Below are 11,949 nucleotides of genomic sequence, written 5' to 3'. Positions count from 1 at the left end.
GCGGGTCGAGGTCTCCAAGGTCAACGGGCGGGTCAGCCCTTGATGGCGCCGGAGGTCATGCCGGCGACGATCTGGCGGTTGAAGAACATGAACATCAGCAGCGGCGGGATCGTGATGAGCAGGATGTTCATGAACAGCAGGTTGTACTGGGTGTTGTACTGGCTGGAGAAGTTGTAGAGCGTCAGCTGCACCGTGGCGTTCTCCGAACCCGGCAGGAAGTACAGCGGGTTGGTGAAGTCGTTGAACACGACCACCGACTGCACCACCACGACGGTGACCGCGACCGGCCGCAGCAGCGGCAGCACGACCCGGAAGAACAGCCGCAGCGGGCCGGCGCCGTCCAGGACCGCCGCCTCGTCGAGCTCCCGCGGGATCGTGGCGATGAACGCGCGGAACAGCAGGATGCTGAAGGACAGCCCGAACGCGATCTCGACCAGGATGAGGCCGGGCATCGTCTTGAACAGCCCGAGGCCCTGCAGGACCCAGATCGTGGGCACCACCGCCGGCGGGATGATCAGGCCGGACAGGACGAGGAAGTTGACCAGGCCCGTCCAGCGGCCCGCCCGGCGCTGCAGGACGAAGGCGACCATCGCGGCGAGCACGACCATCGCTGCCACGCTGCACACGGTCAGGATCGTGCTGTTGATGAACGCGATGATGAGCATGTAGTCGCGGGCCTTGACCACGTCCAGGAAGTTCTGCACGAACTGGAAGTGCGTCGGCCACTCGAACGACGGCAGCGCCGACTGCCGGCGGTCCTTGACGGCGTTGACGGCGATGAACGCGAACGGCACGAGGAACACCACGCCGGACACGAGGATCGAGACCAGCCCGAGCAGGTGCCGCCTCACGCCTCCACCTCCTTGCGGTTGAGGAACCAGGACAGCGGCAGCACGATCGCGGTGACGACGAGGAAGAGCACCACGTTGCCGGCGGTGGACAACCCGTAGAAGCCGGCCTGGTACTGCTTGTAGATGACCGACGCGACGACGTCGGAGGTGAAGCCGGGCCCGCCGCGGGTCATCGCCCAGATCAGGTCGAAGGAGCGCAGCCCGCCGATCAGCGACAGGATGGTGACGGTGACGGTGGCGGGGCGGGCGAGGGGCAGCACGATGGTGCGGAAGTTCTGCAGCGGGCCGGCGCCGTCGACGCGAGCGGCCTCGAAGTACTCCTGCGGGATCGACACGATCCCGGCGATGTAGATGAGGGTGGCCAGGCCCACGCCCTTCCAGACGTCGACGAGCGCCACGGACAGCAGCGCCAGCGAAGGGTCGGTCAGCCACCCCGGCCCGTCGATGCCGATCACCCCGAGGCTGTCGTTGATGAGGCCGTGCGAAGGGTCCATCAGCACGGTGAAGGTGAGCCCGACGCCGATCGTGCTGACCAGCACCGGGAAGAACACGACGGAGCGCAGGTAGCCACGGGCCGACAGCTGCGAGGTGAGCAGCACCGCCAGCAGCAGCCCGAGCACGACCTTCAGCGCGCAGGTGACGACGGCGTAGACGAGGGTGTTGGTGAAACCCTTGACCAGTGCGGGTTCCTCGAAGAACTGCGTGAAGTTGGCCAGCCCGATGAACTCGTGGTCGAACAGGGTCCAGCGGGTGAGGCTGAAGTAGAACGACGCGAAGGTCGGCAGCAGGAACAGCACGCCGTACACGAGCGCCGCGGGCAGGTAGAACCAGTAAGGGTATGCGCTGCTGCGTTTCATGGGCCCTCCTCAACCCGGCCCCGCTCGTGGGAGCGGGGCCGGGAACGGTCTACCAGCCGGGCAGGCCGAGCTGCTGGGCCTGCTTCTTGACATCCTGGTCGTAGAGCGCGGCGGCGTCGGCGGCCTTGCGGATGCCGGAGCCGACCTCGACGGTGATCTGCTCCAGGGACGGGCCCTTCACCGGCGACAGGAACTCCAGCGCCGGGCTGTTCGCGCCCGAGTCGAAGTACGGCTGCATGTCCTTGATGGCGCCCGGCACGTCGGCCGGCAGGGTGCAGCCCTTGACCAGGAACGGGCCGGACGGCGTGAACGCCTTGGCCGCGGAGTCGCAGCCCTCCTTGCTGGTCACGAAGGCGAGGAACTTCTTCGCCGCCTCGAGCTTCTTGCCGGTGGTGGTCTTCGGGATGTAGATGCCGGCGGGCTCCCAGACGGTGAGGCCGTTCTTCGCCGCGTCGTCGCCGGGCAGCGCGAAGAACCCGACGTCGCCGGCCTTGTCCGGTGACTGGGAGACGAGGGTACCGACGGCGAAGGTGAGCATCGGGTAGTGCGCGCCGGTGCCGTCGGCGAGGTGCTTGACGCCGGCCTCCAGCTTCGTGGAGGCGAAGTCGGAGGTGAGGTAGCCGGCGTCGTGGACGTCCTGGAGGCGCTGGAAGCTGCGCAGCGCCGCCGGGGTGGTCGCGTACTTCGCGGTGTTCTTCGTGAAGTCGGTGGCGAACGACGGCTGCGCGGCGGACACGTTGTGGAAGTCGGCCAGGACGATGATCTGCGACGTCCACGTGTCCTGGTAGGTCTGCACGACCGGCGCGATCCCGGCCGCCTTGATCTTGGCGTTGTTGGCCATGAAGTCGGCCCACGTCTTCGGCACCTGCAGCCCGAGCTTGCCGTAGACGGCCTTGTTGTACAGGATGCCGCCGCCGGTGGCGCCGCCGAACGGCACGCCGTACAGCTTGCCGCCGGCGGACACGGTGGTCGTGAACGTCTTGTCGACGTCGCCGACGTAGGACTCGCCGTCCAGCGGCGTCAGGTTCTGCTCGGGCTTGAGCCCCTGGAACAGCGAGCCGGAGTTGTACATGAACACGTCGGACATGTCGCCGGTGGCGAGGCGGGTCTTGACGACGTTGTCGCCCTCGCTGCCCTGCGGCCGGGTCTCGACCTTGATGGTGACGCCGGTGTTCTTCGCGTTGAAGTCCTTGACGAGACCTTCGGCGATCTTCGTGCTGGGGTCGGAGTTGTCGGCGAGGAACGTGATGGACGAACCGTCTCCGTCACTGGATCCGAGGTCACCCGCGCTGCATGCGCTCAGCACGAGGGTGCCGGCGGCGAGTGCGGCGACGGCGCCGAAGCGCCGGATTCCTTTCATGATCAGTACCTCCGAGGGGTGTGTTGGGGGTGTCAGGCGGGTGCTGCGAAGGGGTGAACGATCGCGACGGGCGCCGGGTCGTCGGCGGCGTCGCGGAAGGGGCAGCTGAAGGAGTGGGTGCCGGAGCCGGCCTCCACGGGCGCGGCGCCCGGCAGGTCGACGAGCGCGGTGGCGCCCGGCGGCACGGTCACGTCCACGTCGAGGCGGCCGGCGGCGCGCCGCCACGCGACCGGATCCGCCCGTACGGGCTGTCGTGGGTCGCCGCGGCGTGGGTGAGGCCGCCGCCGGGGCGGGGGCGCACCGTGACGCCGCGGTAGCCGGGGGCACCCGGCGCGAGCCCGGCGACGGTGCGGTGCAGCCAGTCCGCGACGGCGCCCAGTGCGTAGTGGTTGAACGACGTCATGTCGCCCGGGTTGACGGTGCCGTCGGGCAGCATGCTGTCCCAGCGCTCCCACATCGTCGTGGCACCCATCGTGATCGGGTACAGCCACGACGGGCACTCGCGTTGCAGCAGCAGGTGGTAGGCGGTGTCGTGGGCGCCGACGCCGCTGAGGGCGTCGCAGATGAGCGGCGTGCCGGCGAAGCCGGTGCCGACGTGGTAGCCCTCGGACCGCACCAGCTCCACGAGGCGGCGGCCGGCCCGGTCGCGCTGCTCCTCCTTCGACAGCAGCCCGGCGGTCAGCGCGAGGGCGTACGCGGTCTGCGCGTCGCTGGCGAGGCGGCCGCTCGGCGTCACGTACTCGTCGTTGAACGCCTCGGCGACCGCGGCGGCGTGCGCGGTGTAGCGCAGGTGGTCGCCCGCCTCGCCGAGCAGCGCGGCGATCTCCGCGAGGAGGCGGGCGCTGTGGGCGTGCGCGGCGGTGGCGACCAGGTGCGCGTCGGTGCGGGCCGCGGCCGGCTGCTCGGGCGGCGCGGCCGGGTCGAGCCAGTCGCCGAACTGGAAGCCGGTGTCCCACAGCCGGTGCTCGCCGGCGAGGTCCGCGACCTGGTCGACCCACGCGGTCATGCTCGGGTACTGCGCGCGCAGGACCCCGGTGTCGGCGTACCGCTCGTGCAGGATCCACGGCGCGACCACGGCGACGTCGCCCCACACCGCGGCCGGCAGCGCCGGGCCGAGCAGCTCGACCCACGGCACGTAGAACGGCACGGTGCCCAGCTCGCCCTGTTCGGCGGCGAGGTCTGCCAGCCACGAGGTGAGCATGCCGGCGCAGTCGTACAGGAACGTGGCGGTCGGCGCGAACACCGCCAGGTCGCCGGTCCACCCGAGCCGCTCGTCGCGCTGCGGGCAGTCGGTGGGCACGTCGAGGAAGTTGCCGCGCATGCTCCACACGACGTTGTCGTGCAGGCGTTGCAGCAGCGGGTCGGAGCACTCGAACCAGCCGGTGCGGCGCATGTCGGTGTGGCAGACCACCGCCGTGACGTCGTCCGCGGTCAGCTCCCCCGGCCAGCCGGTGACCTCCGCGTAGCGGAAGCCGTGGACGGTGAAGCGCGGCTCCCATTCCTCTGTCCCACCGCCGCGCAGGGTGTACGAGTCGACGGCGGCCGCCTCCCGCAGCGGCCGGACGTACAGCTCGCCGTCCTGCAGCACCTCGGCGTGGCGCAGCACCACCGTCGTGCCCGCGGGCCCGCTGACCCGGATGCGCAGCCGGCCGGTGAGGTTCTGGCCGAAGTCGACGATCGTGCGCCCCGACGGCGACGTGCTGACCTCCACCGGCCGCAGCAGCTCGGTGCGCCGGACCGGCGGCCCGTCGGGCGCGACGAGCGTGCCCGGGTCGAACGCCAGCACGGTCGCCGGGGACCAGCCGGCGTCGTCGAAGCCGGGCGAGGACCAGCCGTCGTGCTCGCGGCGGGCGTCGTGGTGCTCGCCGTCGTACAGGCCGGTCGTGTGGATCGGGCCGGGCGCGCCGCGCCAGGTGCCGTCGCCGGCGATGACGTGGGTGGAGCCGTCCGCGCAGCGGATCTCCAGCTGCGCCAGCAGGCCGGTGTGCTCGCCGTAGACGGCGCGGCGGCCGCCGCGGAAGCCGAGCCGCCCCCGGAACCAGCCGTCGGCGAGCCAAGCACCGACGGCGTTGCGCCCGGCGGTGAGGTGGCCGGTGACGTCGAACGTCTGGTAGCGCAGGCGGTGGTGGTAGCTGGTCCAGCCGGGCGCGAGCACGTCGTCGCCGACCCGGCGCCCGTTGAGCTCCAGCTCGTAGACGCCGTGGGCGCTGGCGTAGAGCCGGGCGGAGACCGGCGCGGCCGGCAGCTCGAACTCGCGGCGCAGGTGGACCGCCGGGCCGTCGGCGTCCCCGGCGGCGGCCCGGCGGTGATCATGGCGGCGACCCAGTCGCCGGCGTCGAGCAGGCCGGCCTCGACGGCGACGGGCGCGCTCCACGGGGAGGGCTCGGCGTCGTCGGCGCCCCAGACCCGGACCCGGACGGTCCGGCGGTCGCGGGAGCGAGCGCGCCGGCCGGCCACGGCACCAGGACCTGCTCCGCCGAGTCGACGCGGCCGGTGCCGGTGCCGTCGACGGAGACCTCGTAGGCGGCCTGGAGCCAGCCGGCCGGGAGGTCCTGGCCGGTCTCGACCTGCCAGGACAGCCGCGGACGGGCGGTGCCGAGGCCGAGCGGCTCGCGGTGGTGCTCGGCCCGTAGCCCGATGACCCTGATGACGCTGGGCGACACGGATTCTCCTTGAAACGATTCAACACGATGGCGGACGCGGTGACGCCGACGGAGGGGTGTACGCCGGAACGTCACGGTGGTGGGGGTGTTTCGTAGAGCGTTCTCCATTCTTATGACGGCCGGAGCCGACTGTCAAGCACTCGCACGCGCCGGACCGCGTAGACCAATATCGACAACGCGCCGCCGTCCTGGACGCTGTCGCGGCGGCGCGGCGAACGACTAGACTCGGCCCGGGCATGTAGTTCGTTCTACACAAGGGGGACGGTGGATGGCTGCCGAGCCGGCATCACGACGGGCGACCATCACGGACGTCGCCAGCCGCGCCAACGTCTCCACCGCGGCCGTGTCGAAGGTGCTGCGCAACGCCTATGGGGTCAGTCCCGCGATGCAGGAGCGGGTGCGGCAGGCCATCGCGGAGCTCGGCTACCGCCCGCAGGCCGCCGCACGCGGCATGCGCGGGCGCACCTACACCGTCGGCGTGCTCATCCCCGACCTGCGCAACCCGTTCTTCCCCGAGCTCGTCGAGGGCATCGCGGAGCACCTGGACACCACCGAGTACCAGTCACTGCTCGGCCCCGGCGGCAGCACCGCGCAGTCGCAGGGGCGCATGACCGACGCGCTGCTCGACCGGCGGATGGACGGCATCATCATGATCGCCCCGACGCTGGCGCGCAGCCACCTGGAGGCAACCGCGGCGACCGTGCCGATCGTGGTCATCGGCCGGCACGGCAAGTCCACCGAGTACGACGCGGTCGTCGACGACGACCTCGCCGGCGCCGGGCTGATCGTGGACCATCTCGCCGACCTGGGGCACCGCCGCATCGCCCACATCGAGCACAAGGACACCACCCGCGGCATCCCGACCACGATGCCGCAGACCGTCCGCGCCGAGGGCTACCGGCAGGCCATGCTGCGGCGCGGCCTCGGCGCCGAGATCGACATCGTGTTCAGCACCTACAGCGAGGAGGGCGGCTACACCGCGGCCCGCGAGCTGCTCGCCCGCCCGGTCCGGCCGACCGCGATCTTCGCCGGCGCCGACGTCGCCGCCATCGGCGTGCTCAACGCCGTGCACGAGGCGGGGCTGCGCATCCCGGAGGACATCTCGGTCGCCGGGTATGACAACACCTCGATCGCCGCGATGGGCCCGATCTCGCTGACCAGCGTCGACCAGGACGGCCACCTCATGGGGGTCAACGCCGCCCGCCTGCTGCTGGAGCGCGTCGAGCAGAAGCGGCAGCGCTCGGTGCTGCTGTCGCTGTCCCCGACCCTGGTCCCCCGCCGCAGCACCGCCCCGCCGCCGGCGTGAGCCCGCCCCGCGCTGGACGCGGGACGGGCTCGTGTCTGCCTATCGGCGGTTGAACTTCCGATCGAGGGCCGGGTCGCGGTCGTCGAGTGACGGGATGTAGGACGGTGCGCCCGCGGTCAGCGCCGCCACAGGTGCGGGCACGCCCGCCCAGCGCTGCACGGCCGTCGTCGCGGTGGCCGCCTCCGGCGCGGTCAGCCGGCTGATGTTCGCGCCGTGGTTCCAGCCCGCGGCGGTGTAGGTCAGGGAGTCCTTCGTGCCGGGCCCGAGGCGGAACGGTTCGGCGCCCCACGGGTCGTTCTGGCCGTACACGAACAGCAGCCGCCGCCCGGACAGCTTCACCCAGGCGTCGATGTCGAGCATGGCGAGGGGCTGGAAGCGCGGGACGATCTCACGCGGGATGTAGGACTGCGCGCGGTCCTGTCCCCGGTAGTGCTGCAGGCCGGCGAGGTGCGGCAGCGTCACGTCCGGGTAGCCCAGCTGGTAGGAGGCCTGGAAGTAGTACGGGATGTAGGGCGTGACGCCCTGGTCGGTGTTGGAGTCCAGGCCGTAGATGAGGTCCAGCCACGCCCAGATGTCGTCGCTGGACGCGGTCGCCGGCGGCACGTCCACGCAGTCGCTCTCCAGGCTGTACTGCCAGAACGCCCACGTCGTGCCGTTCACCATGAACTCGAACGCCTTGTCGGCGCTGCCGATGATGCTGAACGTGCGCGCGTTCTGCGCCGCCCACGCCTCGTAGCGGGCGACCAGTTCGGTGCGCCGCCGCAGCGCCTCGACCTGCACGGCGTCGAGGGCCGCCCGGCACTGCGCGGTGCCGACCTTGGTGAAGAACCGGTCGTAGGCGGAGTCCTCGGCGTTGATGACGTCCTGCGGCGCGACGTACGCGACGGTGCCGTCGACGTCGGACGGGTAGAACCGGCGGTGGTAGATCGAGGTCATGCCGCCCTTGCTCGCCCCGGTCGAGATCCACTTCTGCGGGTAGATCCGCTTGAGGGCGGCGACGATGCGGTGGTGGTCCGTGGCGGCCTGCCAGATCGTGAGCTTCGACCAGTCGGCGGGCTCGGGCCGCGACGGGGTGAAGAACCGCTGCTCGACGGAGAGCTGGTTGCCGTCGATGAGCCGGGTCGGCTCGGAGCGGAACGCGTACTCCGGCACGTTGTAGCCGGTCGTGTGCAACACCGTCGGCCGGTCGGTGCCCCGGTGCAGGACCGTGAACCGCTGCTGGAACGTGCCGGCCGAGGGCCGCAGGTGATCGACCGGCTGGGTGATGCTCAGCACGAAGAACCGGTACGGCGCGGCGACCGGCTGCTCCTCCAGCACGGTCACGCCCGGCGCCGCCTCGAGCTGGTCGCGGATGTCGGTCGCGGCGGCGGCGGGGCTGCCGACCCCGACGGCACCGACCAGACCGAGCAGTAACGCCATCGACAACAGTGCACGCCTGAAGCGCGTCATACCGTGGCTCCTATCGACGAGTTCGCCTACGTCGATGCACGCTACCGAGGGTTGCGCCCCTCACGGCCCTCGTCGCTGCCCTCGTCGTGCCGGGATCCGGCGCCGGGGCCACGCTGCGGTGACCCCGGCGCACGGGCGCACTTACGGAATGACGATGTTCACGGTCAGCGTGCGGTTGTTGCGCACGTCGTACGCCGTGGCGTGGGCCAGGTCGGCACCGCCGAGCCAGCCGGTGCGGCCGTCGTCGGTGCGGTAGGAGATCTTGACCTGCTGCGGCGCGATGGTGGCGATGGTGTACGTCGCGGGCGGCTGGCCCTCGGGCGTGATGCCGCCGGCGAACTGGACCGCCTCGCCGGTCACCGCGTCGTGGGCGACCACGAACGCGTCGATCGGGTGGCCGGACGCGTCGCGGATGATGCCGGTCAGCGTGCCGCCACCGGTGCGCAGCTTGATGTTCGCGGTGGCCTTCCTGCCGGCCTGCACCGTCACCGGCGTCGCCGTGCGGCGGTTCGCCGCGTTGCCGGACCAGCGCCACTGGTACTGGTAGTGGGCGAACTCCACCGGCCACGCGTACGGCCCGACGCCGGGGATGCTGTACGTGCCGTCGGTGGCCGTGGACGCCGGGCAGTCACCGCTGCCGTTGAAACCCGACGACAGGGCAGCGACCCAGACGCAGGTGTACGGGACCGGGGCGCCCGTCGCGGCGTCGGTCACCGTGCCCTTGACCGTGCCGGCCTTGTCGAAGCGGATCACCGGCGCGGTGATCTGGTCGCCGGCCGCGAGCGTGAACTGCCTGGCCGCCTCCCGGCTGCCGGTGCCACCCGTCGCGCCCAGCCACTGCATGCCCAGCGCGTCACCGCGCGGGTCGGCGAACAGCTGGTAGGTGCCCGGCTCCAGCGGGCCGACCACGACCGAGCCCGGCGTCGGGCCGGGTGTCCAGTCCGAGCAGTAGCCGTACGGGGTCCAGCTGTACGCGTCGTTGAGCCGCGCGACGCTGACGCAGCCGTCGGCGGCGGCACCGCCGGCCCGGGCCACCATCGTCGTGGTGATCGTCGCGCCCCGGCGCAGCGCCACGTCGACGGTCACCGTCTGCCCGGCGACGACCACCGCCGGACCTGCGGTGGCGCTGAGGTGCAGGTGGTCGTCGATGGAGACGTCCAGCGGGTACGAGCCGACGAAGACGTCGGTCACCAGCAGTTCGGTGCCGGTGGCACAGCCGCCGATGGTGGTGGCCGACCGCGTGTACGCGCAGAAGTCCGACAGCGGCGCACCGGTGACGGCGTCGTGCGCGATCACCCGGATCGTGCCCGTCGGCAGGAACACCTCGTCGACGGTGGTCAGTTGCCCGTCGGTGACGGCGAAGCGGTCCGCGGCGGCGGGGTCGAGCTTGCCGTGCGCGTACTGCGCCACCCAGTTGGGCCCGTAGAACGCCACCTCGTAGTTGCCGAGCAGCAGGTCGTTGAACCGGTACCGGCCGTCCGCGTCGGTCGTCACCGAGGCGAAGGTGCCGTTGACGCCCGGCTGGCTGGTGATGACCTGGACGTTGCCGGCGGGGGTGCCGTCGGTCCTGGTCAGCCGGCCCCCGAGGGAGCCGGTCGGCAGGACCGTCTCATCGACCTGCACCGCCTGCCCGGCGGTGACCACGACCGGCTTCGCGGTCTCGTAGGACTGCTGCCCGCCGGACCACTGCTCGAACGCGCCACGGATCCGGAAGCCCAGCTTGTAGGTGCCGGCCGGCAGCTCGGTGCTGAACGTGCCGTCGGCCTGCACCGTCGTGTAGTTCACGGGGGACTGCACGTCGGCCTGGTAGACGGTGACGAACGCCTGGGCCGGGGTGCCGTCCCGGTTGAGCAGCCGGCCCTGGATCGTGCCGGTCGGCAGCAGCTGGTCGTCGACGACCACCGTGGCTCCCGCGCCCACGGTGATGCGATCGGCGGCCGAGAAGGTCACCTTCTGGCGTGCCCACTGGACGAAACTGCCGCCGGCGGCCCGGAAGCTGACGACGTAGTCGCCCTCGGGGAGGTCCGGCAGCGTGTACGCGCCGTCCGCGCCGGTGTAGGCCGATGCGTTGGCGCTCATGTCCGGCTGCTGCGTCCAGACGTAGGCGTTGGCGGCGGGGTTGCCGCTCGCGTCGGTCAGGTGACCGGTGATGGTGCCGGTGCCGGCCGCGTACGCCGGTGCGGCGAGAGCGACGGCCACGGCGGTGGTGGCGAGGGTGGTGGCCGTCACCGTTGCGAACGACACGGTGCGGCCGAGGACATTGCTGCGCATGCGCGCTCCCGGAGGGTGGGGTGGAGGGAACCCCGGGCAGGAGTCACTCAACCGCTGCTCCTTGGAGTCCCCGTTCAGCGTTGCGTGCGCATCGTGCCACGGACCGTCCCGCTGCGCTGCCCCGTATCGAGGACGTACGGCATGCACGCGGGCCGATGCAGCGGCGGTCAGATGTCGGTGGATGAGCGCTCACGCAGGCCGTGCCGGGTGGCGACGGGGTTCCACACGGCCACGAACCGGGCCTTGGTGTCGCCGGCGAGCTTCGACTGGCGCTGGGCGTCCTGGTAGTCGCCGCGGCCGCCGCCGTCGCAGCCGCTGTCCTGCACCGCCTGGCCCCACAGCACGAAGCTGCGGTCGGCCGCGAGGGAGTGGCTCAGAGCCTCGGTGAGCAGCGTGCGCAGCTGCTCGCCCTCCGGCAGCGCCGACAGGTCGAACGCGGCGACGCTGTCGTGCTGCGACTGGCGTTCGGCGCCGACGCTGCGCAGGTCGGCGGTGGCCTTCTCGATGAGGGTGCAGTCGCCGACGAGGGCGATCGCGTCGTTGAGCTTCGCCCGGCTGGCGCCGCTGGCGTCGAGCACCGCGTCGACGGCGGCGGCCTGCGCCCGCGGGTCGGCCTGCGACCCGGACGCGGTCCCTGGCCGGGACGGCGGCGGGCCGGACGGCACGCCCCAGCCCGCTCCCGCGGTCATGCCGGCCGCCGCGGGTGTGGCGCCGGTCCCGGCCGTCATCCGCACCACCGCGATGACGGTGCTGGCGATGACGAGCACGACCACGATCACGGTGAGCGGCACGGCCACCCGCGAGCGTTGCCGCGGCACCGGCGGGTACAGCGCCTGCGGTGGCGCCGATACGGCAGGGGCGCGGAGACCGGCATCGGCGACAGCGGCTGTACCTGCTGCCAGCCGCCGGTCGGGTACGGCGGCGGGGCGTCGGAGATCGGGTACACGTCGTAGGCGGCGACGACCTCCGGCTCCGGGTTCGGCGGGGGTGGCCGCATCGCGAAGCCGCAGTTCGTGCACCGGACCGCGGTGGGATCGTTGCCCGGAAAGGCACAGATCGGGCACGTCATGTCACCGAACGTATTGACGGGTACGCGTCCTCCGGAACCACCGTCGGGCCCGACTCCCCTGCCGACGGGCCGGTCCGCCCAGCCGTCAGGATGCACCCGTTCGTGGCGCCGCCCGGGCGCACG

At 71.8% G+C, this 11,949-nt stretch carries 10 protein-coding genes and 1 pseudogene; 1 reads left to right on the top strand and 10 read right to left on the bottom strand.

What is annotated here, in order from left to right; genetic code table 11:
* Positions 1-32: 32 nt before the first annotated feature.
* The 6 genes and pseudogenes from OHA72_RS25340 to OHA72_RS25315 all read right to left on the bottom strand — a co-directional run.
* Positions 33-851, bottom strand: a complete 819-nt coding sequence (locus OHA72_RS25340; RefSeq protein WP_327010281.1) for a carbohydrate ABC transporter permease — start codon at positions 849-851, stop codon at positions 33-35.
* The gene (locus OHA72_RS25335) at positions 848-1,708 is read right to left on the bottom strand and encodes a carbohydrate ABC transporter permease (protein WP_327010280.1); all 861 of its coding nucleotides are present in this window, start codon (positions 1,706-1,708) and stop codon (positions 848-850) included. The genes OHA72_RS25340 and OHA72_RS25335 overlap by 4 nt, the downstream gene beginning before the upstream one ends.
* A 49-nt stretch (positions 1,709-1,757) precedes the next feature.
* Entirely contained in the window at positions 1,758-3,068 is a 1,311-nt protein-coding gene (locus OHA72_RS25330) for an ABC transporter substrate-binding protein (RefSeq protein ID WP_327010279.1), read from the bottom strand.
* A gap of 32 nt (positions 3,069-3,100) precedes the next feature.
* Positions 3,101-3,259 carry a hypothetical protein gene (locus OHA72_RS25325; RefSeq protein WP_327010278.1) on the bottom strand — a complete coding sequence of 53 codons (159 nt, stop codon included), beginning with the start codon at positions 3,257-3,259 and terminating at the stop codon, positions 3,101-3,103.
* Entirely contained in the window at positions 3,256-5,442 is a 2,187-nt protein-coding gene (locus OHA72_RS25320) for an alpha-L-rhamnosidase (protein WP_327010277.1), read from the bottom strand. The genes OHA72_RS25325 and OHA72_RS25320 overlap by 4 nt, the downstream gene beginning before the upstream one ends.
* Before the next feature lie 23 nt (positions 5,443-5,465).
* A pseudogene (locus OHA72_RS25315) lies at positions 5,466-5,839 on the bottom strand (glycoside hydrolase family 78 protein); the annotation flags it as partial.
* Between the two features lie 160 nt (positions 5,840-5,999).
* Here OHA72_RS25315 and OHA72_RS25310 point away from each other — a divergent pair.
* Positions 6,000-7,037: a LacI family DNA-binding transcriptional regulator gene (locus OHA72_RS25310; protein ID WP_327010275.1), complete on the top strand. Its 1,038-nt coding sequence runs from the start codon at positions 6,000-6,002 to the stop codon at positions 7,035-7,037.
* Positions 7,038-7,076: 39 nt separating this feature from the next.
* Here OHA72_RS25310 and OHA72_RS25305 read toward each other — a convergent pair whose 3' ends face one another.
* The 4 genes from OHA72_RS25305 to OHA72_RS25290 all read right to left on the bottom strand — a co-directional run bounded on the left by OHA72_RS25305 (position 7,077) and on the right by OHA72_RS25290 (position 11,826).
* Positions 7,077-8,486, bottom strand: coding sequence for a S28 family serine protease (locus OHA72_RS25305; protein ID WP_327010274.1), 1,410 nt, complete (start codon positions 8,484-8,486; stop codon positions 7,077-7,079).
* A gap of 141 nt (positions 8,487-8,627) precedes the next feature.
* Positions 8,628-10,757, bottom strand: a complete 2,130-nt coding sequence (locus tag OHA72_RS25300) for a carboxypeptidase regulatory-like domain-containing protein (protein WP_327010273.1) — start codon at positions 10,755-10,757, stop codon at positions 8,628-8,630.
* A 167-nt stretch (positions 10,758-10,924) separates the two neighbouring features.
* Positions 10,925-11,554 carry a hypothetical protein gene (locus tag OHA72_RS25295; RefSeq protein ID WP_327010272.1) on the bottom strand — a complete coding sequence of 210 codons (630 nt, stop codon included), beginning with the start codon at positions 11,552-11,554 and terminating at the stop codon, positions 10,925-10,927.
* Entirely contained in the window at positions 11,533-11,826 is a 294-nt protein-coding gene (locus tag OHA72_RS25290) for a hypothetical protein (protein ID WP_327010271.1), read from the bottom strand. The genes OHA72_RS25295 and OHA72_RS25290 overlap by 22 nt, the downstream gene beginning before the upstream one ends.
* Between the last annotated feature and the right edge of the window lie 123 nt (positions 11,827-11,949).

Origin of the sequence: Dactylosporangium sp. NBC_01737 (genome assembly GCF_035963215.1) — a bacterium.
Lineage (GTDB): Bacteria > Actinomycetota > Actinomycetes > Mycobacteriales > Micromonosporaceae > Dactylosporangium.
This window is presented reverse-complemented; position numbering and strand designations above follow the sequence as displayed.

Bases quoted from the DNA above. Each gene is read 5' to 3' on its own strand.
- OHA72_RS25335 (WP_327010280.1), bottom strand. From the start codon at position 1,708: ATGAAACGCAGCAGCGCATACCCTTACTGGTTCTACCTGCCCGCGGCG.
- OHA72_RS25310 (WP_327010275.1), top strand. From the start codon at position 6,000: ATGGCTGCCGAGCCGGCATCACGACGGGCGACCATCACGGACGTCGCC.
- OHA72_RS25290 (WP_327010271.1), bottom strand. From the start codon at position 11,826: ATGACGTGCCCGATCTGTGCCTTTCCGGGCAACGATCCCACCGCGGTC.
- OHA72_RS25330 (WP_327010279.1), bottom strand. From the start codon at position 3,068: ATGAAAGGAATCCGGCGCTTCGGCGCCGTCGCCGCACTCGCCGCCGGC.
- OHA72_RS25300 (WP_327010273.1), bottom strand. From the start codon at position 10,757: ATGCGCAGCAATGTCCTCGGCCGCACCGTGTCGTTCGCAACGGTGACG.
- OHA72_RS25305 (WP_327010274.1), bottom strand. From the start codon at position 8,486: ATGACGCGCTTCAGGCGTGCACTGTTGTCGATGGCGTTACTGCTCGGT.